The organism is Pseudoalteromonas aliena (genome assembly GCF_038155085.1).
Classification (GTDB): domain Bacteria; phylum Pseudomonadota; class Gammaproteobacteria; order Enterobacterales; family Alteromonadaceae; genus Pseudoalteromonas; species Pseudoalteromonas aliena_A.
Genome location: NZ_JBAKAU010000001.1, coordinates 116,903 through 139,181, shown reverse-complemented (window position 1 = coordinate 139,181; position 22,279 = coordinate 116,903). Strand labels below are relative to the sequence as shown.

Below are 22,279 nucleotides of genomic sequence, written 5' to 3'. Positions count from 1 at the left end.
CACTGTGAACAAACTCCCTTTATACGAAAAAGTCGGTTATGCCATGGGTGATGCCGGCGCTAACTTAGTATGGCGCGGTGCGCTTGCTTATTTAGCGGTGTTTTACACCGATACATTTGGCATATCGGCAGCCGCCGCTGCCATGTTGTTTTTGGTGGTAAGGCTATCTGATGGCGTAACCGATATTATTATGGGTATGATTGCCGACAGAACGCAGTCGCGCTTTGGTAAATTTCGCCCGTGGATACTCTACTCCGCACCGTTTTTGGGCTTGTTTATGGTGTTGTGTTTTACTACACCCGACTTTAGCACCACCAACAAACTTATTTATGCCTACGTAACCTACATTGGTTTAACGCTTGCTTACACCGTAAGTAACGTGCCCTACTCGGCACTTATGGGCGTTATGACACCAGACGATACAGAGCGCACAAAGCTCTCTGGTTTTAGGTTTGCAGGTGCGTTTACTGGTGGCTTATTGGTTATGGGTTTTTTACCTGAGCTAGTGGCATTTTTTGGTGGCGGCGACAACGCCAAAGGCTATCAGCTTACTATGTACTTATTTGCCAGCTTACTTATTATTTTAATGGTTATAACGTTTGCTACCACCAAAGAGCGTGTAACACCGCACGCCTCAAATGAAGGAAATTTAAAATCAGAATTGTTTGATTTAACCAAAAGCCTGCCATTTATAATCCTACCTTTGCTTGCCACTACCCTGTTTTTTTATTACCGCGATTTATACAGTGGCGTATTTTTTGCCCTTGTTATGGCTGCAATGACATTCGTTATTAAAAAATTACTCAATAAAGATAAGCATAGCTTAACGGGATCACAGCGCGACATGGTTGATCTTCTGACCAACAAACCTTGGTTGGTATTACTCGGCATTGGTTTTTTAACCATGATGTTTAATGGCATAAAATACGGTGTAATTGCGTACTACTTTAAGTACCACGTAGCCAATGAACTCATGGCTGGGCAATACTTTATCGCCTTATTAGTTGTATCTATATTTGGCGCACTTGCCACAGGTAAACTGGCCGAAATTATGGGTAAACGAAACCTATTTATTGCTTCATTAATGCTAAGCGGCTTACTCACTACTGCATTTTACTGGGTACCTAGTGATAACCTAATTGCTGTATTTACCTTTGGTTGCGCCGCTGAATTTTTTGCCGCGATGATGCCAACATTATTTTTTAGTATGCTTGGTGATTCAGCCGATTATTCAGAGTGGAAAAACAAACGCCGCGCTACAGGTCTTATTTATTCTGCGGGTACATTTGTGCAAAAAACCGGTGGTGGTTTTGCCGGTGCATTAGTATTGGTGGTACTTGCAGGCTACGGCTATAACGGTATGGATGAGCTAACAATTACGCAGGCCCTACCTGGCATGCAGCTACTTATGAGCTGGATACCTGCCGCATTTGCTTTTTTAGGCGCCGCATTGATGCTTATTTATCCGCTTACCTCAGCGATGACACAAAAAATAACAGAAGATTTAGCAATTAGACGCAGTAATGTGTAAATTAACTTTTAATGAACATTCGCACTTTATATTTTTTATAAAGTGCGAGTAAAAATACATATAAGCTAGGACATCAATGGCGACAATTTATCAAGTATCAGAAATGGCAGGTGTGTCTTTATCAACTGTTTCAAGGGTACTTAACGACAACGACTACGTAAGCAAAAAAACTAAAAAAAAGGTATTAGAAGCAATGAAAGAGCTAGGCTATCAGCCAAGTTCTATTGCACGCTCTTTGGCGTCTAGCACTACAAACAGCGTTGGTATTTTAGTTTCTGAGTTGGATGGTCCGTTTTTTGGTCAAATGATGTCAGCCATTGAAGAGCACCTTCGTATTGCGGGTAAACACGTTATTATTACCCCTGGGCACAGTGATGAAAAAAAAGAAAAAAGCGGTTTTGATTTTTTAATAGGCCGTAATTGCGACGCTATTATTGCCCACGTAGAAGCGGTATCAAACGAGTATCTAATTGAGTTAAGTAAAGGCAAAACCCCTATTTACTTAATGAGCCGCTACGTTAAAGAAATTGAAGTAAACTGCATTAGCCTCGATAACGTAATGGGCGGCTACTTAGCCACTAAAGCCATGATCAACAAAGGTCATAAAAACATTGCGTACATAGCAGGCCCGCAGTTTAAAGAAGATGCGTCAAACCGTTTAAAAGGTCACAAACAGGCATTAGCAGAATACAACCTAACCTTTGACGAAAACCTATTTTACATAGGCGACTTTAAAGAAACCGGCGGCAGCGACGGCTTAAGGCATTTTATTCAAAATAAAGCGCAAATAACCGCCCTTGTATGCGCCAATGACGAAATGGCATCGGGTGCTATGAAATACGCCCGCGAACACGGTTTTAACCTGCCAAAAGATTTAGCCATTATTGGGTTCGATAACGTAATTTTTACCAATTACCTATACCCAACACTGACTACAATAGATAACCCAGTTCCCGAAATGGGCCGAGCTGCGGCTAACTTAGTACTTAAAGATATTTATAAAAAAAGCGGCATAATAGTAAAGCGCGTGTTTCAGCCAAAACTTATTTTAAGAGACTCAACACCAGATATTAATTAACTTTAAATCTAATTTAAGTCTAGTTTAAATCTAAGTTATGTAACTCATTACGCACCCACTGCGTATCTAAATACTGCTCTACGTGCTGCTGCGCAAACTTTAAAAAGTTACGTGCAGCATGCGATATGTGCCTATCTGTTCGCATTACAAAATACCACTGACTCGCTAAATGGGTATCGGTTACGTTTAAAATTTTAAAGCTTGTATCGTCTTTTGCTAGTACATGGCGTGATAAAACCGCAATCCCCATCCCCGACGCAACCGCAACGCGTATTGCTTCATTACTCGCCATTTGCACGCTATCGCTCAGCACTAAGCCTCGGCTTTGTAATTCACTTTCAAATAACATACGCGTTGCTGAACCATTTTCTCGTAATAAAAAGCGATACTGCATTAAATCAGTTAATTTAACGGCTTTTACGTGAGCTAACGGGTGATTTAGCGGCACTATAAATTCCAGCGGATTATGCAAAAAACGCGCAGCTTGTGCGCTCTCAAGTGACGGCGGGTGGCTAAATACATAAATATCGTCCTCTCCTCGCTCAAATCTTTCGAGCACCTCAGCCCTGTTACCAATTTCAAGTGGAAGTTCAACATGAGGATGTAAATTACTATAAGGTCCAAGCAGTTTTGGTAAAATATATTGCGCCGTATTAACCATGGCAATTTTACAACGCCCGCGCGACCCACCATTAAGCTCGGTTAAAAAATCTTGGTAGTCTTCAAAATGTCCAAATATCTGTTGGCATGTTTTAAACAGTTCAAGCCCCGCATCTGTCACGTGTAGCTTTTGCTGTTGTATAAGGAGTAGTCGCTCGCCTACTGCTTCTTGCAGTCGCTTTACTTGTAGCGATACAGTTGGCTGTGTTAGGTGTAAACGCCTTGCTGTTTCGCTTATTGAACCCGTTTTAACTACGCTCATAAATACTTCAAGCAACCTAAACGATATATGTCGTAAATCCATACCTACCTCATAATATATCTAATAATAGTTAGCTAACAAGTAACTCATAGATAAATACCTATACATAACTCGCATTTATTTTATTATTTACTATACAAAGTTTTATCTACAATAGCGCTACTTAATTTATCAACTAGTAAGGAAAGTCAGTGCCAGATATTGTTGTTATGTTTTTTATTTTAGGATTAGTTGCGGGTATTTTACGCTCGGATTTGGCCATTCCAAAAGCCACCTACGACACACTAAGCTTATTGCTCATGTTAACTATCGGCTTAAAAGGCGGTATGGTGCTGCACGGTAACTTAAGCTGGCAACTACTGCCCGAAATGGGATCGGTTATGCTCCTTGGTGCACTTATACCCCTTATGCTTTACCCTATTTTAAAATACGTGATTAAACTCTCTGTTGCTAATAGCGCCAGTATTGCCGCACATTATGGCTCAGTGAGTGCAGGTACATTTGCTGTTGCGCTCGCCTATGCCGAGTCGGCTAAGTTGGTAGTAGGTGCAGAAGTAACCTTGTATTTAGTGATGCTAGAACTCCCTGCAATTATTGTTGGTTTATTGCTTTACCGAAAGTTTGATAAAGAAAACGGCCAAAACAATGAGCTATCGTTAAAAGCCCTTTGGCACGAAACTCTCACAAACAAAAGCGTAATTCTGCTCATCGGTGGTGTCGTAATAGGTATGATGTACGGCACGATGCAAGGCAGCCAGGTAACTAGTCTTTTAACCAGTAGCTTTAAAGTTGTACTTGCCTTATTTTTACTAGAAATGGGTTTAGTAGCCGCGCAAACTCTTCGCCCTATCCCCTGGAAACATTGGAAGCTAGCGGTATTTGCTATTGTCACCCCGCTATTTTTAGGCACAATTGGCGCAGCAGTAGGCACACTTTTAAATTTAGAATTAGGCTCGATTGTTATATTGGGCAGCTTAGTAGCCAGCGCCTCATACATAGCCGCACCCGCTGCAATAAAAGCGGCAATCCCTAAAGCCGATATTGGTCTTGCTATGCTGAGCTCACTCGGGGTAACTTTTCCGTTTAATGTGATTGTTGGTATAGGTTTATATCACCACTTTGCACTAGCAATGCAGTAAACGAACAAATCAGTATTAACAATTAATATTTTTACTTTGAAGCTGTTAAGCCCATCTTATACGGGATTAACAGCTAAATTAAAAAGGCCATTTTATAGTAAATACAATGGTCACTTAATCGTTAATTTTTTATGTGGGCTTAAAAAAAACATTTTTTTCCACCCTTGGTTTTGCGTTGTAAAAAGCCACGGCATGGGCACTAACGATAAAATAGAATAATGTACATGAGGCTGTTTTCCCGCCGCATTTCCTGTATCACCTAATAAACCAATCTGGCTATTTATACTAACCATATCACCGGTATTTACTGAATAGTTATTTAAATGAGCAAAGTAATGTATTCGCCATTTAGGCCCAAGTACAGCAACCGCTTTACCACCTCGGCTTAACTCACCTGCAAATATAACAACACCGCTTGTTGATGCAACCACGGGGGTATTTTTTGTGCCAAAAATATCAATTCCTTTGTGCACACCCGACCTACCCCAAGGCTCGTACCAAAACGTATTATGGTTCCAATCTTTACTTGTTGCACCTTGTACCGGAATCATTATTTTTTCAGGAATTAGTAAGCCTATAATTAATAAAGTAGCTATTCCAATTGCAATCCACTTAAGTACTTTCACTTTTCTATCCTTGATATTTAAATAACTTATACAGGTAAATTATTAGCCATAATAACTGAACTCATCATGAGTCGTATTTATGCTGTTTTATTTGAATGAAACACCCGACTAACATGTACTAAGCTGATCAACTTCAAAACAGGTTTGATAAGTAATTGAGCACTGCCCGCTATAAACAGCCATGTGCCACTTTCTATTAGTGAGTCATTTAAAAAGAAAAAACTGCCAATTAAAAACCAAACAGCAATCAAAAAATCGTTAAACGCTCCCAGCGCTTCATATCGTCGCTGGATGGTAATATGCTCTTGTCCTAAATCTAAAATAAACTGATTACTAGAATCCATAAGTACTGCTCACTCTTTTATTTCATAATTTAAAAAGCTTGTTTTCACAAGCTAAACTGCACCATACAATAACAAAATTTACGCAATAAAAGATATCAGCATTAGAGTGGGTCCATCTAAAACATTGAGTATCAAAGGTATTTTTTCATTAAATTTATAAGGTATATTCGTAAACAAGATAACTAGAATTTGAGCTTTAAGTTAGCAGGTTTTGCTAAAATTAAATCTACAATGGCCGCCTTATCACCGCTAGCACATTCAACAAAGCCTATCGTAAACACTAATAAAGTAACTAACTGGCTTTTTAAAAGTATACAAATACAAAAACCCCACGTTAAGCTTTACCTAACGTGGGGTTTGATACTCGTGAATTTTACAGCTAATTCAAGCTATAAAGTTAATCTTAAAGAGATAACTCTTTTTTAGCGCGAGTTAAGTTATGCGTTACAAGTGAGTTTTTAGAAATCTGAACCGCTTCATATAAATCAGAAATGCCAGCAGTGTCTTTTTGAGCCTTAATACGCGCTACACCACGGTTACTTAATGCAAACGATGTAAGTTCACGTACTTTTAAACGCGGACCATGGCTTTGCTTAAGTAATGCAATTGCTTGTGTACAAATAGCTTCTGCTTCTTCGTAGTTTCTTGATTCAACATTTAAAGCACAGCTATTAAATGATTTTTCAAATGCGGGTGCTGCAGTTGCAGAGTCTTCAATAACCATTAATTTATAATCACCTTGTTTAGCCATTGCCGCAGCTGAACAAGTTAATAATGAGCCAAGAGCGATGGTTTTTAAAAGTGTAAATTTCATGATTATATTCCTATTAAGTTAGTCGTACTTGTTGCCGACAACTAAACTTTAGAGTGTTAGCTCAATTACCACAAACGATAAAAACAAACCTAATAAGTGAATAAATCTAACTTATAGACTTTAGTCTAGCACCTGTAAAAATACTTATTAATTACAATTAGTTAAAATCCATAAAAACAACTAAACAGTAAATAGCAGAATACAGTTTTTTTATTTTTTAATAACACAATACAAAATTAATAAACACAAAAAAGCCGATGTTGGGGTTTAATCCAACATCGGCTTTTTTACTCTCGCTATTTTATATCATGCTTTAGTAAGCACTCTATAAAACACGTTATAAAGGTTTTTTATAACGATAATTCTTCTTTAGCGCGAGTTAAGTTGTGCGATACCATTGAGCTGTTAGACAATTTTGATGCTTCGTATAAATCAGCAAGTGCAGCTGTATCGTTATGCGCTTTTAAACGTGCAACACCACGGTTGCTTAATGCGAATGACGTAAGTTGGCGTACTTTAAATTTAGGGCCATCTGCGTCTTTTAAAAGCGCGATTGCTTTAGTACAAATTGCTTCAGCCTCAGCGTAATTTTTTGACTTAACATTCAGTGCGCAGCTATTAAATGATTGCTCAAGTGGCTGTGGCGCTGTTGCAGCTTTAATAACCATTAATTTGTAATCACTTTGGTCAGCCATTGCAGCAGCTGAACATGTTAATAGTGAGCTAAGAGCGATAGTTTTGATAAGTGTAAGTTTCATGGTCATATTCCTGATTAGTTAAGCCGTGCTTGTTGCCGACAACTGAACTTTAGAGAATTACCACAACCCCGACAAACGATTAAAACAAACCTAATAAGTGAGAAAAATTAACCTATAGACCTTAGTCTAATACGTTTAAACTTTTTCTATATATTTAAATAACTTACTTACCACTTTACGTGCCTAAAATCGCTACTTTACGTTTTAAAATGTATATAATTATTTATGTCTTTTTTTAGTTGGTTTTATTTTAAACATCTTACTTTGGCATAGCTGAGTAACAATCAAACAAATTTATACATTTAATAACATGCAATACTAAGTCATGTATTTATAATTACAGCTCTGGTAACTTTTCATCATTAATGGATTAACTTTTTTGAAACACACACTTCCTCTTTTTGTTTTATTAAGCACGCTTTTATCATTTAGCCAAAATGCTAACGCAAGGCTTTTGCTCGGTAATGACATGCCTAACACCGGTATGTTTATAAAATCAGAATTTAATGGCGATAGCAGCATTACATCTGCGGGTGTAGAAATGATGGTCAAACAAAATTACAGTAACTTTGGTGTTGTTTTTACAAGCGCAATTGGCGCGGCAGTAATCGATAATAAACAAGGCGAGCAAGAAAAATTTATAACATTGGACAATGGCATGAAGCTTGGTTATTTTAATGACTTTTTTATATACGCCGAGCTTGGCTTAGATCTGTTCGAACTTGCCTTTAAAAACGATAGAGGCGATAACACCTACCAAATAGAAAAATCGAACAACGATATAGACGGCTTCGCAGGTATAGGTGCGGGTTATCACTTTAAGCCATTTAAAATAGAAGTATATACCCGAGCACGCCAAATAGATGGCGACTACTGGGAAGCACAAGAACATATTTACAGCGGTGTGCAGCTCAGCTTTACGTTTTAATTGCCCTTTTGTTTTATAAGAAAAATAAAAAGCGTGTGAAATACAGCTATTTCACACGCTTTTTAAAAAATTACATTTAGCAGGTTTGAGCTAATCAATTTATATTTAACGGATAGTTTTGGCTACTTTACCAATACTCAAACCCTGAATTAAAATTGAAAACACCACAACCGCATAAGTAAGAGCCAACAAAATATCGCGCTCGTTCCCATCAGGTAACTGCAATACCAGTGCAACCGAAATACCACCGCGCAAGCCACCCCAGGTTAAAACTTTCCATGCACCAGATGGCAACTCTAATTGCTTATTAAATGTAGTGGTTGTTATACCCACAACGATTAAACGTGCGAGTAACGCGATTAAAATTGTTAAGCCACCAGCAATAAACAAATTACTCGAAAATGCAATCATGACGACTTCAAGCCCTATGAGTACAAATAAAATGGCATTTAAAATTTCGTCAATCAGCTCCCAAAATAAATCAACGTAATGGCGTGTTTTGTCGCTCATAGCCATACTACGACCATGATTGCCCACCATTAACCCCATCATTACCATTGCAAGTGGGCCCGACAAATGCCAATGGCTTGCAAGTGCATAACCACCAATAACGCCCGCTAAAGTAAGGAGTACTTCTTCTTGGTAACTATCAATACTTTTAAGTAAGTAATATAAAATACCACCTAATACCAAACCAAAAACAATACCACCACCGGCTTCAACCGCCAGCGTGTGCGCTATATAATAAGTTGTAGGAATGTCACCACTTGATAAAACACCCAATAAAAGCACAAAAATAACCACGCCAATACCATCGTTAAACAACGACTCACCCGCAATCACGGTTTCAATACTTTTGGGCGCACCCGCAGATTGTAAAATTCCCATTACCGCAATAGGATCGGTTGGTGATATTAACGCGCCAAATAACAAGCACCAAATAAACCCCAAATCAAAACCAAGTAACGGCAATACAAAATAAAGCGCACCTGCAATAATAACCGTAGATAGCAGCGTACCAACACAGGCCAAAATACCTATTGGCAATTTATAGCGCCTTAAGTCGCTAACATTTACATGCAGCGCCCCAGCAAACAGCAGCATAGAGAGCATGCCATCGAGCAAAACTTCAGTAAAATCTAACTGATCGAGCAAACTTACTTCGTAATCTATAAGATCATCAAACCCTAAAAAGCCCAAAAATATAGCGCCGATAGATAAAAGCATCGAAATAACCATAACGCCAATGGTTGTTGGCAAGCCAATAAAGCGATGGTTTACATAGGTGAGTAACGCGGTAATTGATAAAAATATCGCACTTATTTCAAGTACGCTTAGGCTGGTTCCTGGTGCCATGGTTTAAATCTCAATATTTATTTAATGATACCTTGCTCAAAATAAGCAAAGCAGAAGGGTTATTATTTTTTATACGCTTATCTCGCATTATATTCGTGTAGCCTAAACAAGCATACCCAAAATATTAATGTATTTAGCGTATTAGCCTACGCATTTAATAAAACAAAAAAGCCCATGTTAGGAATTAACCTAACATGGGCTTTTTTACTCTCGCTATTTTATAAAGTACTTATAAAGAAAGCTCTTCTTTAGCGCGAGTTAAATTGTGCGATACCATTGTACTTGAAGACATTTGGTTTGCTTCGTATAAATCAGCAAGGCCAGCAGTGTCGTTGTTCGCTTTTAAACGTGCGACACCACGGTTGCTTAATGCGAATGACGTAAGTTGGCGTACTTTAAATTTAGGGCCATCTGCGTCTTTTAAAAGCGCAATTGCTTTAGTACAAATTGCTTCAGCCTCAGCGTAATTTTTTGACTTAACATTCAGTGCACAGCTATTAAATGATTGCTCAAGTGGCTGTGGCGCTGTTGCAGTTTCAATAACCATTAATTTGTAATCACTTTGCTCAGCCATTGCAGCAGCTGAACATGTAAGTAGTGAGCTAAGAGCGATAGTTTTGATAAGAGTAAGTTTCATGGTCGTAGTCCTGTTGGTTAAGCCGTGCTTGTTGCCGACAACTGAACTTTAGTGAATTACCACAAAAACGACAAACGATTAAAACAAACCTAATAAGTGAATAAATCTAACCTATAGACTTTAGTCTAATGCCAAACTAGTAAGCAATTCATAGCAAGTACATTAACTATGATAGTAAACACCAACTAATTTAACTCCCTTATCAATCGCAAACCTATAAACTCCTCCGCCCATATGCCATAATCTTAATAATTCATTATTTTAGTAACTTGGCGCGTATTTAGGCGCTTTTAAGTTAACTACTCAGGGTTTTCAGCATGGCATATCAAGAGCAAAATCAAGCAACAATCTATTGGCACGACTATGAGTAAAAAACACTAACAAACTGATATATAAGAAATATAAATAAATAAAGTTTATTTTTATACACGCATATATACACACCATTGCCTCCTCATCATAGGAGTAACCGCATTAGAGATAGTTGATCAATTGATGAATGGCTCCAGTGAAGGGCTACATAATTTAATTTCTTGTAGCAGGTAGGTATGCAACTCTTTTCACACAAACTTTATGACAAGTTTAGAATTGATTAAACGAATAAATCTTAGGTGATTGTTATGCGGCTTTAGATTCGAGCTATACATTTAAATTCAATTTCAGCTTGTGCATCTGATTTGAATGGAACCATATCTTTTTGAGTTACCTTAATTATTTTAATGACTTCATTTTTTGATTCGCAATATTTATTAGCCTCTTTAATAGCATCAGCTTTTACCGCAGAACCTGTAACATCAAATCCTTTTTCAGACCTTGAAATCAAAAAAGAATCATCACCTAGAGGGACAACTCCTGATGTATGTGCGCAAGCGGATACTAACAAAATTAGACTAATACTAACTAATTTTTTCATCTTAACTCCTTAAAAACCGATTGATTATATTATCACCGCTGCTATGAGCGGCAAATTAACTTAATCTCAAATAAGTTAGGTACGAACACGAGTCAAAGATGACTTTTGCTGCTAAATGACTTAGGGGTAGCTTTTAAATCCCGACAGAGTTCGTTAACTTTTGGCTCATCCTCTTAAATGCCTCTTCAGAGGTAGAATTTGAGTTGAATATAGGAACACTAAATACCTTGTTGTATAAACCTAGTTGCTGGTTTGGTATATGTAACATTGGAAGGCGCCAATTAAGAATAACTGCTACGCAGTTTTCACCATATTTATCAAAGTGTTCTTTTATCATTGGAGAGTAAATTTCATCAGCAACACTTAAATAATCTGAAGTTTCATTTAGGCTTTCTATTACTTGAAACTCATGATTCGGGTTTAATAAATGCGAAATATCAATTGCCGCAATCCCTTTTTGGCACCGCTTGCTATCACTTAAAAAGCGTTTTGCAGACTGCTTGAGCGCTTTCTCTATATTTTTCCCAAACGTCTCTTCTTTAGCGGGTCTCTTACATTCAACAAAAAATGAATCTTTTTTATCATATGCGTTGAAATCGGCTACTGTATTAAAGCTCAAGCTATAACCAGCTCTTTTAAAATAGCTTGCCATATATAATTCGAACGAAAAATCGCGTGCAGAGGATGGTTTAATTTTTAAATCATCCTCTTCATATAGTTCTACACCTGATAATAGTTTTTTAATACTCTCATTAACTTCTTTGTTATCAAATTCAATCAGCCTTTGATGGATCTGAATGACTTCATAAACTTCATAAACAGAGCTGGAATATGACTTATTCTCAATAATCTCTTTAAAAGTTTCTTTCCCCCAGTTATCTAGCAACTTTTTATAACTTTTATCATACTTAGCCAGTCGGCTATTTTTTATGTTAAACCCTTTTTTTTCAAGCCAGCCAAGTGCTTCTCGATATTTTTCTAAGGTAGCATCTAATCGCTCTTGTTTTATTTTAGATTTTTTATTAATTGGCACGATAAATCCTTTTAATACTGAGAAAAGCTAACAATTTCATAGTAAAAATAACGCATGCTTATGTAGCGCTCATTTTTTATCTTTATACAGTTTTAACAAATTACCTAAGATATTACTATAACTAGAGACTAAACTATTCAGTTATAGGCTCTAATTTTCCGTTTAGCCCTTTAGCCTCATTTCCATAACTCACGAAATTAGCTTTTTCTGTTGGGGTTGGTAGCGGTGAGTTATGTGTATGCGTTGATAAAGTCCGGTTCATTTGTTCGACCAGGCTTATTAAATCTAGTAGTACTTGTGCTACGTTTACTGAGCTATCTCCCAACCACACTGTTTTACCTTCTATCTTTGCCAGTTCAGTGGCTTTAGCATGTAAGGTTTTGAGCGTTTCTAAGCTCATGTTCTCATGGGCTTTAATATCTATCTGTTTTTTACTGCCAAGTAACAACCCTTCAAGCGCTGTGATTAATGCTTTTTTACCTACTACTGTTTTTAGGGCGCCCATGACTTCGGTTATTTGGTTGCCGTCAATTTTTAGCGTGTCGTGTGCATCTATGCTGCAGTTGCGTTGATGGTAAATTTCTTCGCGGTTGCGCGATTTAATTTTACTGGTATCGCTTGTTTGGGTTATGTCACCGTCGGTTGTGGTGTGCCAGTTGCCGTCTCGGCCTTGTAGCTTACTTCGGCTATTTTGCTGTAGCGTTACGTCTGTTCGTTTGTGCTCTGGCACTAGGCTTTGCCAAGGTAATAAGCTGGTGATTACGGGGTGGCTGTTTAGGCCATCGATGTACTGTATTAAACACTGCATACCTGGCGCGGGCTCGTTTAGTAAACCATGATCAGAGGCTTGGCCTGTGCCGAGTGTTACTTGCTGAAATATAGGCACAGCTAATGGCTCGCCTGTAAGTGGGTTTAATAGCTGTACGTCGGCGGCTTTTAGTGGCCTAAAGGCACTGCTAATTGTTGCGGTCGCGGGTATATCGTAAATACGTTCAATACGCGCGAGCTGGGGTAAGTGCTTGCGCTGGCCTAGCTCTGGAAAGTAGCGCAGCACTAAGCGCTTTATAGCGTTTTTGACCATCTGATCACCTGTTTGTTTTCACTAAGTGTTACTTCGGTTATAAAGCGGTTATTTAATTTTATGCCTGGCCTTAGTTTTGGCGTTGCCACTATCGAGCCTGTGTTTGCACCAGTTACTTTTATTGGATGTTCTTCAAAGTCGGTTATCTCGCTTTGCATCCAACGTGAGTCGTGCCAACTGCCAACGTATACTTTACCGTCGGGGCGTTGCTGAAATATAAAATCAGGAATACTAAATACATGCTCGCACTGGCGCAGTGCTTCAATGCCTGTGCCTTGATGATAAAACGCGGGTACCGGTGTATGAGTGTAATCAGTATCAGGGTAAATAAATTCAATACCAATGTTACTTAGTGCATCGCATACGTTAGCTAACGTGGCATGGCGTATTGCAAAATTATGAGGAAATGATAATGCACCAACAAGTTCACGGCAGGTTAAAAACCAGCGACCATTACTTTGGTGCTTTGCTTCAATCACGCCTAAAAAATACGGCTGCATGTTATCAATAGCATAGCCTATATGTAACTCAACTAAACCTTGCGGCTCTTGCTCTGTTACCACGACAAAGCTTGCACGGCCTGTACTGTACAAGTCGAGTTGAATATTATCGCTCACTAAATTGATGACGGGTTCGCCACCAATAGTGAGGGTTTTAATTAGCCGGCTGCTGCTCATGGTCCTTCGCTTTTATCAAATGCATTTTGTACTGTGGCATGACCGTCTACCGCTTGGGTTTGGCTGTTCTCTTTTGCTTTGCCATCAATTTGCTGCTGATTACGCTCTGCAGTAGAAAGTACTTCTAGTAATTTGAATGTCACTTGCCAGGCTTTAACGTCTTCGAGTTCAGTGGTATTTACTTCACCATCAAATTTGGCTTTACGTATTTTATAGGCCTCAGTTACGTCGCTGTTAATGGTAAAAATTAAACGTGCTCCGTTTTCATCCACTTGCTTTGCATTACTCACAAGCTCGGCTAATTCACTGGCATTAACAAACGGTATTTTGGTGGTGATTGAAACAACGCCTGGCTTAATGCCTTTATCGTTTGATAATGTAAACGAGCCTAAGCCGCTTAAGTCGTCGCTGGGTAATTTTATGCCACAATTTATACGCGTTTCGTAGCCTGGTACTTGCCAACCATTAAGTGTGATCATGCGAATAGCTCTTTAATCGTTTTAATATTTTCGCTACTGCCTACAAATGCACAGTAAGCCCAATGCTTGTCGTTATTGCCAAGGGTTTGTATTTGCTGTGCAAGCCCTCGAGCGCTTTGTGCATTACTGTTCGTTACCGTTAAGTTGTCACAGGTTACAAATAGCGAGTTAGTTAAACGCTGATCCCGCTTTGCTTTTAATTGCGTCGTAAGTGCCAGAGCTGTATCAATATCTGTAATTAGGTTTGCGCTTTCGTCATTAACCAATGCTAAGCTTTTATCGTTAAAAGCATTAGCAAGTGCCGGCAGTGCACAGCAATTATTAACGTGTTGCCACTCTATTGATTGCTCTGTGGTAGGTAAGCGCATTTTATCTGTATCGAGTGTTGATAAACTCAACGCATGATCCGCCGCATGGGTAAACACAGCTAAGGGGCAATGTTGGTTAAACTCAGCTAATTTATTAGCAAGTTGTGCCGGAGTATTTGCACTGCAACTGAGTATGACGGCATTAAATGCACTTGGCCGTTGTTGGCGTGTCGCGTCATTTATTGCAGCTGCCAGCAATGTGCTACCCGCAGCTCCAGTTATTAAGCTTGGCGTTTGGTAGCTGTTAAGTGAAATAACATTGACCTGCGTACACGCCGCGTTAAGTACCGCCCTACTTTGGGTATTAAATGAATGTGGTATTTGCATACTATAGCACTCACCCCATTAGCAGTGCTTTGTACTGAGCATACGCCCACACAAAAAACCACATCGGGTAAGCTTTATAAAGCGCTACACCTTCACTTTTAAGTAATGTAAAAAACTCGCGGTGCGGGTTTTTACGCCCTGCTTTTAATGCGTAGTCGTGCCAAATGGCGGCTTTTAAGCCTTTGCCGAATGGGTTGTGAAACCAACGCGCATACCACGGCAAGCTAAAACCATCGGTTAAAAACGACTTATGCACTTCACCAAACTCAGTTTTAAGAGGCTCTAATAACTGTGCTTTACCTGCGCTTATAAAATTAAGTTTAATGCTAAACATATGCGTCAAACTCCACTTTAGAAAATGCTAAACGGAACGGTGCATTAACCGCTTCAAGCCCTGCATTTAAACGCTCGCTTGTTATTTGGTAATTACCAGATTGAGCAAACTTTGAAGTAATCGTAATTAGGCCGTCAACTATACTCGCTTTAGCACGTAAATCGTCTATTACATCACTGCCGTTTACTACGCGCTCAATGATTATCATCATTTCCATATCTTCTAGCCGAGCGTTAGCAGTAAGCGTAAATTGCTTATTAATTGGTAGCCACCAAATACCACCTGTGCCAAGTGTTACATGCTCACCAGTTACGCTTACGTTTGTTAGCTCTGTTATTTGTGGGGCTTGTGGTTTAGCGGCTTCAACCGCTGCTAAATAATCTTCAACACTGTAATCACTAGCAAGATCTTTAGAGCCTGAGTAATCAGCAAATAGATATAGCTCACCATCAATAACAACGGATACTTTTGATGTAAAAAAGTCTGGTTTATCTGGTAATTGTGGCTCAACTAAACCAGCATTAATTTTAATTAATAATTTCATAATTAAACCTCGCTACTTAACGGTATTCGATAGCCAGTGCTGGCATAGATACAATTTGAAACCCATGCTTCCAATTCGCTTCGTGTATAAAAACGCGCCTGATACGCATGTGCTGCAAAGCCTGAAATAGTCTCACTATCTCTCGGTGGGCAATAAAATATATCTTTTGATAATTGAACGGGGGCGGCGTATAGAGATGAAATAGCATGCACATGTTCTGTTCTTAGCAGTCTTTTCGGGCGCTTAGCTTCTGTAAATGTTAAGTCCGGATTTACGGCAAAATTAACAGTCAAACTTGAAGCATAACCATTAGTACCAGTTGAACCCGTACCGCTTGATGTTTGTAATGTTGAGCTAGCAAAAAGTACAGAGCCATTAAATAGAGGCGTTGCAAAAGCACTTCCAAATAAAGCAACGTCGTTAGATGCCCTTTCAATATGCCCCATTGTTTCAAAGTCTATTGAGTAAGCGTATTTATTAGCTCCATAAGAAACTGTGGTGTATAAAGAACCGTCTTCCAGTGTTACAAAGGACGATACGAAACCCACTATAGGTAGGTAAAAGGGCGAAAGAACACCACCAGAACCATCTATGTTCAACCTAAAAGCTTTAGCGTTATTGTCGCTATTATCCATCGCGCCGACTAGCCATTTATTTACGCCATCGTCATAGAAGTGAAGTAAATAAATATCATCAACATTAGACATTAATGTTTTCGCATTAAACGTCCATAAGAGTTCACCATCACGGTCATATTTACTTATTATTTTTGTATTTCCATCTACGTGCGTATACATACACCCATCACCAAAAGGTGACGGTAATGCGTCCTCTAGTGCTGGCTGTGGATCACTACTTTGCATATCATAAATAGAATTATGCCGAATTACTTTAGGCCACGGTAACAAATGCGTTTGGCCGTTTAAAAAATTACCATCTTTATCAAAGCCATCGCTTGCTTGTGTAACTATGCTATCCATTTAAAACTCCCACACGTTATCTATTTTGTTATACACAAATACACGCTCGTTTTTATCATCAGCAACAATGATTACTTGGGTATCAATTGCGCCATCGGCTAAGCGCTTAAACTTGGCAGTTTCAGCATCAGTGTTCGCTTGCTTAATAACGGGTTGGCCGTTGCTTGCTCGCACTGAAAACCAGTCATTATTTTGTAATTCAGCATCATCAATACCCAATAGTGGTGCTGTATATTCATTGCTATCATTAATGTTATGACGGTTGAATAAGCTTATGTTTGGCTGAGTAACAAACGGGAGTAAGGCATTAAATACCGTTTTATTTAAATACTGGCTATGATCATGTGCTGCAAATTCAGCGGCACTTACAAACTCGCCTACTTGCACTTGCCACGGCAACGCGCTTAGCGTGATGTTTAGTTGCGCTGCTATGTTTTGGCTTCGCCACACAATACTTTTTGAACTGTAGTTACCGTATACCTCGCCGGTGGTTTTGGTTTTGCTTTGTAGTGCGGTGGTTACTACCGCGATAAGTATCTGTTCGTTATTGGCTTTTGTTGCTATTGCGCCATACCAGTTATATTCAAAGTCGCCTACGTCGTAGCCCATTACCGCGCTCATTACGATGGCATTGCCATCAATGCGAGATACCGCTTTAACCGGCTCTGTATGCACAATGTTTGCAGGTATCGTGGTATTTGAGTCAATCGGTGCGGTTTCGTCTTGGCCATTAATGTTGGCAAATACAAAATGTGTAATGTTTTGCACTTCATCACCGGCAAATACCGCGTTGCGGTAATCTAAGCCCGCGTTTGTTATTTGTAATTGGCTCACCCTATTACCTCTTGGTCGCATTCAATGAGTCCGATTGCATCGGTTGTATCAACTGTTGCCATCGCACTTAAAAAGTAGCGTCTGCATGTGCGCCCATACTGTTTAATTACTTCGTTTATTAACGGCTCTTTACCGCTAAATTCATTCTCTAGCATGGCTATTTCTACCATGTCCCAATCAAAGCCGGGCACGCGTTCGTTTACTTGAATAAAGCCAAAGCCCAGGCGTTTAAATATTTGCTCCATCCCCACGTTTGAACCCGCATCGGTTGCATTTGCGAACGCGTGTTTTACTCGCATACCATAAAGCTCTAAGCTTTCACCTGGCAGGCGGTTAATGCTGCGCTCCCATGCCAGTAAATCTAGAATAGCGGTTTGTGCATTCTCGCTGTGCTGCTGTGCTAACCACCAAAACAAATAGCTTTCTATTTCTTGCCAATAGTTTTGGGCAACGCTTGCAAGCGCTGTTGCATTTTTCTCTGTAAGCCAAATAGGTAGTTCGGGCGTTAAGTTATTACTCATTGTTTAGCACCATACTGCTAATAGCTGGCAACCACAGTTCGCAGTTAATATCGTCGTTTTCAAAACGAATTGTTTTAAGTTCGCTAAATTGTGTGTGTAACTCGGTGGCTAATTGGCTAAAGCTAAACAGCTCGTTAGGCGCGCATTTAGTTACGCTTTTATAAGCTGCATTTTGTCTAAATGCGGCACGTATAAATTGCTCGATATCGGCACTGCGATTTTGGGTGTTTGGGTGCTGTTGGTAGTTAGCCGCTATATCAAATGGCTGTTTATTAATAGCAAATACTTGTAAGTCGTCACCGCTGCCATGATTACCCGCTGCAATATGATTATTAATTTGATTGAGCAAGGCGGGGCTAATGTCACCTACATCTAAAAATACATAGGCGTTGGCACTGCCGGGGCCCCGTGGTGCGTTTTTTTCAAATACAATGTTATCGACTGATATACCCGTAAAGGCAGAAATAATAGAGCGATACACCGCATCAACGTGATAACTCCCTAATGACGAAAACGCATCACGTATGCGCAAACGGTAGTTATCGTCGGTTTCAATATCTTGCCCTGCAGTGGTCAGCCAATCGGCATTATTTGTAGCAGTTAGGTTTTCAATATCTGAAATAACACGCACATAATAGCCGGCGGCTAAATTGTAGCTTTGCCCTGTTTTATCTGCTTGTACAGGCACATTGTGCGTTGCTTCACCCACTGCAAAAACTTGGTCGTATAAAGTGAACACACGATACACTTGGCCGTTTATTGGTAAGCTTTCAATAACGGTACCAGCAGGAAGAGTTAACTCGGTGTCGGTATCAGCTCGGGTAAACGTAATAACACCGCGAGCTTTTACTGCGTGTAACTTGCTTGTTTTACGCCCTTGTCCGTGCTGCTCTAACCACTCATCTTTAGCAAGCATTACGAATGAGTTAGGCATTACATGGGTAATTAAACTACTGATAAGCTGCTCTGCCGGTTCAACCATGATTGATTTTTGCAAACGAAAAAACGGGCTAAACGTACTCGTATTACTTACCGTAAATTCGCCCTGGTCTACATGCTTTTGCCAAAGTGCTTGCAGTTCTTCATTGGTTACGGGAATGCCAGCATTGGTTAGTTCTTGCTTAAATATTTGGGTATAGTCCATTAAATTGCCCCTTCAATGGTATGGGCCGTTACGCTTATTTCACCCGTTAGCTGCTTAATCACTTTTATGGTACCGGGTATTAGTCGCTCGTCTTGTTCAACGATCAGTTCTATTTCGGTAAGTACTTTTGCAACAATATTTTTATTGCGCAGACCAATAAGCTCAGTGAGCTTTCGACTCTCGATTATTCGGTGTTTTATGTCTTGTGCTATCACATCGCTGTTAGTTAACTGGCTTGGCACGGCAAAACCATCAAGCGCAATGTCGTTATCTATGATGTTTAAATCAATATTTATCGTTGCCATTAGCCTGCTAACTCCATCAGTTGTTCAATACTGTTGATTGGGTCGTCTGACTTAACCGTTAAGTTGTCGATATACACGCGCTTGCTGTGATCGCGATTACTATTTTGTGTATTACTGTTGTTGTTCGTTAAGCTTTGTAAGTAAGCCGACTTTTGTACTTTTGGCTTATAGGCTGTTGCTTGCTGCTCAACACTTATTTGATTTGCTTTTTCGGCATTGTCGTTTGCTGCAGCAACCGGAAAAGCACTGTTTATTAATGCCTGGCTACGCGCTAATGCTTGAGGGTTTGCGCGAGCATTTATATCAGTAGGCACAGGTGGTAACTGCTGACTGGTAAACTTAAATGCATTAATAGACGCCTCACGCTCAGTGAGTTGTGCAGGCTGGGTTTTATGTTGGTTTGTAAAATACGCCGCGTCATTCGCTGCAGGTACGTTGGTTGGTAACGGTGAAGTTGCTTTACTAATGTTGTCGCTTGTAGTGACAACATCTGTTTTTATTTTAGCTTCGGTTTCATCAATTAGACCAAGTGCTTCAAGCACCCACTTAACGCTGTCTATCACGCCATTAAATGCCGCTTTTACAACATCAAAAACACCCATAAGGGCTTTGCCCCAAGCAGTTTGCGAAAACGCAGCTACTAGGTCATCCCAGTAATAGATTAAAGCCGCAACCGCAGCAATAAGTGCCATAACACCTAACACAATCCAGGTAATTGGATTAGCCAGTAATGCAGTATTGAACAACCACGTGGCGGCTTGGCCTGCGAGCATAACGCCTCTAAACGCACCAAAGGCAATAGCGGCTGCACCAACGGTGGCGATCAGTGATAAAAAGCCCAACACACGTAACGCGATGAGTGCGCCTTGCCATAATTTAGTTATAACTGTTAAGCCCATCGTGATCGCACCACTCGTTACCAGCGCCATTTTGTATAGGCCCATCGTAAACATGACCACGCCATAAATAGAGATAAGCGCCACAATGCCCACCACAAGCGTTGCAATAACACTGGATAAAATAGGAAAGCGCTCAGTTAGCGACACAATGCCCGCAAAGCCTGCTGCCAGTAATTCAACGAACGGTTCAACAACGGGTAATAATCGACTCCCCATAGCCGTAGCCGCCGCATTAAACGAGCCGCCTAATCTATCCCACGGGCTTGCAATAATTTTTGCGAGCTTTTCAGCCTCGCCATGATCTTTTATCTGGGTTAATTTTTTAGTTTCACTCGTCACTCTTCCAATCTGCGTTGTTAAGTGATCGACTAAGCCCCGCCCACTTGCTCCAAAAACTTTATCTAGAATATTCTCTCGCTGGCTTTTAGTCGCGCCTTCTAACTTTGAGTTTATCTTTTGGATTATTTTATCTGTTTCCAACAACTTTCCGTTTTGATAAAAATCTATATCTAACGCTTTTTCAGCAGTGCCTATTTTATCTAAGAACCCCCCATAAACCCCCATGGCCGCACTGCCTGATTTTGTATAGTCTTTCAAAACACCAATAACGGCCAGTTGCTCATTTAAATCAACACCTTTAGCAGTCGCTTTACTACCTAACTTGCTTAGTGCAGCATTTACGTCCTTGCCTTCCATACTAAAGCTGCCTTGCATGTATGCCATTTTTCCAGCTATTTCACTGAAAAAATTAACCTTCCCAACTTTATCTGCATACTGCTTATTACTGTTGTATATTTTCCCAAAGGTATCCGATACGGTGTTAGCGTCTGTTCTTAAAGCTACAGCCGTTAGATTTGAAAGACGCGTGATCTCCGCAAGCTCTCCGCCGATTGGTTTTACTGCCTGCTGAATTTTGTATGCACTTCTAACAAAGTCTGGTGCTTTGCCTCCAAACTCTGAAATAAACTGTAGCCCCTTACCATTTAATTCATCAAGCGCATCACTGAGAGCACCAACTGATTGCACTTCTCCCAAAGCAGCTACTTGATCAATAGCGGGCGCTAATGATTTTGCCAAGGCGTAACCACCGCCAACGGCCGTGGCTCCACCGCGCATCATTTGGTCTTGCGCGGCGGCAGTTTGCTGACTCAGCTGATTAATTTTAGCCATCACCTTATTAACCGGCCCCGTCACCTTATCGATGATGCCGATTGAATAAGTAAGTTTGTCTAATTTACTGAGTGTGGCCATTCATTACTCGCTGAGTACTTGGCATATGCCGTTGTTTACCGCTATTGCTAAGTTTTCTTGCTGTTGGGTTTCAAGGTAAAGTGCCTGGGCTAAGCTTTCGTCGGTTACTGGCAGGTTGCTAAAATACTTAGCGTGATACGCCAGTAACTGATCAAGCCGGCTTTTGCCTATTTGCTTGGCTCGGCTTTCGATTTCTTTACCGTGAAATTAAACTCAGGTTGATATTCTTCAACAATCGCACCGACTAAAAACAAAGCCGCGCCTGGTTGTTGCACCAGTTCTTTTAACTTTTCAGCATCTGCTTCAACAACGGTATTCAAAACAAAGTTAGTGGCTGGCTGTACTTTGTTATTAGGCTGAGTCGAATTAATGTATTTGTTGTAGTCAGCGCCATTTACGTTAAATGTGATTTCGCCTACAGGTGTTTCAATTGTGATATTTTTCTCAAACGCCATG

At 39.9% G+C, this 22,279-nt stretch carries 27 protein-coding genes; 4 read left to right on the top strand and 23 right to left on the bottom strand.

Going from position 1 to position 22,279, the window contains the following annotated elements:
* Positions 1-4: 4 nt before the first annotated feature.
* Positions 5-1,531, top strand: coding sequence for an MFS transporter (locus V6260_RS00700; RefSeq protein WP_341592027.1), 1,527 nt, complete (start codon positions 5-7; stop codon positions 1,529-1,531).
* A gap of 76 nt (positions 1,532-1,607) precedes the next feature.
* Positions 1,608-2,609: a LacI family DNA-binding transcriptional regulator gene (locus tag V6260_RS00695; RefSeq protein ID WP_341592026.1), complete on the top strand. Its 1,002-nt coding sequence runs from the start codon at positions 1,608-1,610 to the stop codon at positions 2,607-2,609.
* Positions 2,610-2,628: 19 nt separating this feature from the next.
* On the opposite strand, the gene V6260_RS00690 is transcribed toward V6260_RS00695, so the two are convergent.
* On the bottom strand, positions 2,629-3,573 hold the full coding sequence (locus V6260_RS00690) for a LysR family transcriptional regulator (protein ID WP_341592025.1): 945 nt from the start codon (positions 3,571-3,573) through the stop codon (positions 2,629-2,631).
* 149 nt (positions 3,574-3,722) lie between these two features.
* Between V6260_RS00690 and V6260_RS00685 the strand changes: the two genes are divergently transcribed.
* Positions 3,723-4,670, top strand: coding sequence for a sodium-dependent bicarbonate transport family permease (locus V6260_RS00685; protein WP_341592024.1), 948 nt, complete (start codon positions 3,723-3,725; stop codon positions 4,668-4,670).
* Positions 4,671-4,780: 110 nt separating this feature from the next.
* Here the strand turns inward: V6260_RS00685 and V6260_RS00680 are convergent, their stop codons facing one another.
* The 4 genes from V6260_RS00680 to V6260_RS00665 all read right to left on the bottom strand — a co-directional run bounded on the left by V6260_RS00680 (position 4,781) and on the right by V6260_RS00665 (position 7,212).
* The gene (locus tag V6260_RS00680) at positions 4,781-5,296 is read right to left on the bottom strand and encodes a M23 family metallopeptidase (protein WP_341592023.1); all 516 of its coding nucleotides are present in this window, start codon (positions 5,294-5,296) and stop codon (positions 4,781-4,783) included.
* Positions 5,297-5,373: 77 nt separating this feature from the next.
* Positions 5,374-5,640, bottom strand: a complete 267-nt coding sequence (locus tag V6260_RS00675; protein WP_033038340.1) for a YrhK family protein — start codon at positions 5,638-5,640, stop codon at positions 5,374-5,376.
* A 403-nt stretch (positions 5,641-6,043) separates the two neighbouring features.
* A complete protein-coding gene (locus tag V6260_RS00670) occupies positions 6,044-6,454 on the bottom strand; it encodes a hypothetical protein (protein WP_341592022.1) in 411 nt (136 codons plus the stop codon).
* A gap of 350 nt (positions 6,455-6,804) precedes the next feature.
* Positions 6,805-7,212 carry a hypothetical protein gene (locus tag V6260_RS00665; RefSeq protein ID WP_341592021.1) on the bottom strand — a complete coding sequence of 136 codons (408 nt, stop codon included), beginning with the start codon at positions 7,210-7,212 and terminating at the stop codon, positions 6,805-6,807.
* A 379-nt stretch (positions 7,213-7,591) separates the two neighbouring features.
* Here V6260_RS00665 and V6260_RS00660 point away from each other — a divergent pair, with 379 nt between their 5' ends.
* Positions 7,592-8,140 carry a hypothetical protein gene (locus tag V6260_RS00660; RefSeq protein WP_341592020.1) on the top strand — a complete coding sequence of 183 codons (549 nt, stop codon included), beginning with the start codon at positions 7,592-7,594 and terminating at the stop codon, positions 8,138-8,140.
* Between the two features lie 105 nt (positions 8,141-8,245).
* Here V6260_RS00660 and V6260_RS00655 read toward each other — a convergent pair whose 3' ends face one another.
* From V6260_RS00655 to V6260_RS00575, 18 genes are all read right to left on the bottom strand, one after another.
* On the bottom strand, positions 8,246-9,496 hold the full coding sequence (locus V6260_RS00655; protein WP_341592019.1) for a sodium:proton antiporter: 1,251 nt from the start codon (positions 9,494-9,496) through the stop codon (positions 8,246-8,248).
* Between the two features lie 229 nt (positions 9,497-9,725).
* Positions 9,726-10,133 carry a hypothetical protein gene (locus tag V6260_RS00650; protein ID WP_341592018.1) on the bottom strand — a complete coding sequence of 136 codons (408 nt, stop codon included), beginning with the start codon at positions 10,131-10,133 and terminating at the stop codon, positions 9,726-9,728.
* A gap of 628 nt (positions 10,134-10,761) precedes the next feature.
* Entirely contained in the window at positions 10,762-11,046 is a 285-nt protein-coding gene (locus V6260_RS00645) for a hypothetical protein (protein WP_341592017.1), read from the bottom strand.
* 133 nt (positions 11,047-11,179) lie between these two features.
* On the bottom strand, positions 11,180-12,079 hold the full coding sequence (locus V6260_RS00640; protein ID WP_341592016.1) for a hypothetical protein: 900 nt from the start codon (positions 12,077-12,079) through the stop codon (positions 11,180-11,182).
* 133 nt (positions 12,080-12,212) lie between these two features.
* Positions 12,213-13,160, bottom strand: coding sequence for a hypothetical protein (locus V6260_RS00635; RefSeq protein ID WP_341592015.1), 948 nt, complete (start codon positions 13,158-13,160; stop codon positions 12,213-12,215).
* Positions 13,142-13,837 (bottom strand): hypothetical protein, encoded by a 696-nt coding sequence (locus V6260_RS00630; protein WP_341592014.1) that lies wholly within the window; start codon positions 13,835-13,837, stop codon positions 13,142-13,144. Before V6260_RS00630 ends, V6260_RS00635 begins: the two co-directional genes overlap by 19 nt.
* Entirely contained in the window at positions 13,834-14,316 is a 483-nt protein-coding gene (locus tag V6260_RS00625) for a hypothetical protein (RefSeq protein WP_341592013.1), read from the bottom strand. The genes V6260_RS00630 and V6260_RS00625 overlap by 4 nt, the downstream gene beginning before the upstream one ends.
* Positions 14,313-15,011 (bottom strand): hypothetical protein, encoded by a 699-nt coding sequence (locus V6260_RS00620; RefSeq protein WP_341592012.1) that lies wholly within the window; start codon positions 15,009-15,011, stop codon positions 14,313-14,315. Before V6260_RS00620 ends, V6260_RS00625 begins: the two co-directional genes overlap by 4 nt.
* Before the next feature lie 10 nt (positions 15,012-15,021).
* Positions 15,022-15,345, bottom strand: coding sequence for a DUF1353 domain-containing protein (locus V6260_RS00615; protein ID WP_341592011.1), 324 nt, complete (start codon positions 15,343-15,345; stop codon positions 15,022-15,024).
* Positions 15,338-15,889, bottom strand: coding sequence for a hypothetical protein (locus V6260_RS00610; RefSeq protein WP_341592010.1), 552 nt, complete (start codon positions 15,887-15,889; stop codon positions 15,338-15,340). Before V6260_RS00610 ends, V6260_RS00615 begins: the two co-directional genes overlap by 8 nt.
* A gap of 2 nt (positions 15,890-15,891) precedes the next feature.
* A complete protein-coding gene (locus V6260_RS00605; RefSeq protein WP_341592009.1) occupies positions 15,892-16,869 on the bottom strand; it encodes a hypothetical protein in 978 nt (325 codons plus the stop codon).
* On the bottom strand, positions 16,870-17,703 hold the full coding sequence (locus V6260_RS00600; RefSeq protein WP_341592008.1) for a phage tail protein: 834 nt from the start codon (positions 17,701-17,703) through the stop codon (positions 16,870-16,872).
* Positions 17,700-18,224 (bottom strand): hypothetical protein, encoded by a 525-nt coding sequence (locus V6260_RS00595; protein ID WP_341592007.1) that lies wholly within the window; start codon positions 18,222-18,224, stop codon positions 17,700-17,702. The genes V6260_RS00600 and V6260_RS00595 overlap by 4 nt, the downstream gene beginning before the upstream one ends.
* Positions 18,217-19,368, bottom strand: coding sequence for a baseplate J/gp47 family protein (locus V6260_RS00590; protein ID WP_341592006.1), 1,152 nt, complete (start codon positions 19,366-19,368; stop codon positions 18,217-18,219). The genes V6260_RS00595 and V6260_RS00590 overlap by 8 nt, the downstream gene beginning before the upstream one ends.
* The gene (locus tag V6260_RS00585; RefSeq protein ID WP_341592005.1) at positions 19,368-19,673 is read right to left on the bottom strand and encodes a DUF2590 family protein; all 306 of its coding nucleotides are present in this window, start codon (positions 19,671-19,673) and stop codon (positions 19,368-19,370) included. Before V6260_RS00585 ends, V6260_RS00590 begins: the two co-directional genes overlap by 1 nt.
* Positions 19,673-21,823: a phage tail tape measure protein gene (locus tag V6260_RS00580; RefSeq protein ID WP_341592004.1), complete on the bottom strand. Its 2,151-nt coding sequence runs from the start codon at positions 21,821-21,823 to the stop codon at positions 19,673-19,675. Before V6260_RS00580 ends, V6260_RS00585 begins: the two co-directional genes overlap by 1 nt.
* A gap of 3 nt (positions 21,824-21,826) precedes the next feature.
* Complete coding sequence (locus tag V6260_RS19645; RefSeq protein ID WP_425355700.1) at positions 21,827-21,967, bottom strand: DUF6890 family protein; 141 nt, start codon at positions 21,965-21,967, stop codon at positions 21,827-21,829.
* Between the two features lie 23 nt (positions 21,968-21,990).
* Positions 21,991-22,278: a putative phage tail assembly chaperone gene (locus V6260_RS00575; RefSeq protein WP_341592003.1), complete on the bottom strand. Its 288-nt coding sequence runs from the start codon at positions 22,276-22,278 to the stop codon at positions 21,991-21,993.
* Between the last annotated feature and the right edge of the window lies 1 nt (position 22,279).

What these genes read in the sequence shown, in the direction of transcription:
- V6260_RS00695 (WP_341592026.1), top strand. Translation starts at nt 1,608, where the DNA reads ATGGCGACAATTTATCAAGTATCAGAAATGGCAGGTGTGTCTTTATCA.
- V6260_RS00690 (WP_341592025.1), bottom strand. Translation starts at nt 3,573, where the DNA reads ATGGATTTACGACATATATCGTTTAGGTTGCTTGAAGTATTTATGAGC.
- V6260_RS00675 (WP_033038340.1), bottom strand. Translation starts at nt 5,640, where the DNA reads ATGGATTCTAGTAATCAGTTTATTTTAGATTTAGGACAAGAGCATATT.
- V6260_RS00670 (WP_341592022.1), bottom strand. Translation starts at nt 6,454, where the DNA reads ATGAAATTTACACTTTTAAAAACCATCGCTCTTGGCTCATTATTAACT.
- V6260_RS00665 (WP_341592021.1), bottom strand. Translation starts at nt 7,212, where the DNA reads ATGAAACTTACACTTATCAAAACTATCGCTCTTAGCTCACTATTAACA.
- V6260_RS00655 (WP_341592019.1), bottom strand. Translation starts at nt 9,496, where the DNA reads ATGGCACCAGGAACCAGCCTAAGCGTACTTGAAATAAGTGCGATATTT.
- V6260_RS00650 (WP_341592018.1), bottom strand. Translation starts at nt 10,133, where the DNA reads ATGAAACTTACTCTTATCAAAACTATCGCTCTTAGCTCACTACTTACA.
- V6260_RS00645 (WP_341592017.1), bottom strand. Translation starts at nt 11,046, where the DNA reads ATGAAAAAATTAGTTAGTATTAGTCTAATTTTGTTAGTATCCGCTTGC.
- V6260_RS00635 (WP_341592015.1), bottom strand. Translation starts at nt 13,160, where the DNA reads ATGGTCAAAAACGCTATAAAGCGCTTAGTGCTGCGCTACTTTCCAGAG.
- V6260_RS00630 (WP_341592014.1), bottom strand. Translation starts at nt 13,837, where the DNA reads ATGAGCAGCAGCCGGCTAATTAAAACCCTCACTATTGGTGGCGAACCC.
- V6260_RS00625 (WP_341592013.1), bottom strand. Translation starts at nt 14,316, where the DNA reads ATGATCACACTTAATGGTTGGCAAGTACCAGGCTACGAAACGCGTATA.
- V6260_RS00620 (WP_341592012.1), bottom strand. Translation starts at nt 15,011, where the DNA reads ATGCAAATACCACATTCATTTAATACCCAAAGTAGGGCGGTACTTAAC.
- V6260_RS00615 (WP_341592011.1), bottom strand. Translation starts at nt 15,345, where the DNA reads ATGTTTAGCATTAAACTTAATTTTATAAGCGCAGGTAAAGCACAGTTA.
- V6260_RS00610 (WP_341592010.1), bottom strand. Translation starts at nt 15,889, where the DNA reads ATGAAATTATTAATTAAAATTAATGCTGGTTTAGTTGAGCCACAATTA.
- V6260_RS00605 (WP_341592009.1), bottom strand. Translation starts at nt 16,869, where the DNA reads ATGGATAGCATAGTTACACAAGCAAGCGATGGCTTTGATAAAGATGGT.
- V6260_RS00595 (WP_341592007.1), bottom strand. Translation starts at nt 18,224, where the DNA reads ATGAGTAATAACTTAACGCCCGAACTACCTATTTGGCTTACAGAGAAA.
- V6260_RS00590 (WP_341592006.1), bottom strand. Translation starts at nt 19,368, where the DNA reads ATGGACTATACCCAAATATTTAAGCAAGAACTAACCAATGCTGGCATT.
- V6260_RS00585 (WP_341592005.1), bottom strand. Translation starts at nt 19,673, where the DNA reads ATGGCAACGATAAATATTGATTTAAACATCATAGATAACGACATTGCG.
- V6260_RS00580 (WP_341592004.1), bottom strand. Translation starts at nt 21,823, where the DNA reads ATGGCCACACTCAGTAAATTAGACAAACTTACTTATTCAATCGGCATC.
- V6260_RS00575 (WP_341592003.1), bottom strand. Translation starts at nt 22,278, where the DNA reads ATGGCGTTTGAGAAAAATATCACAATTGAAACACCTGTAGGCGAAATC.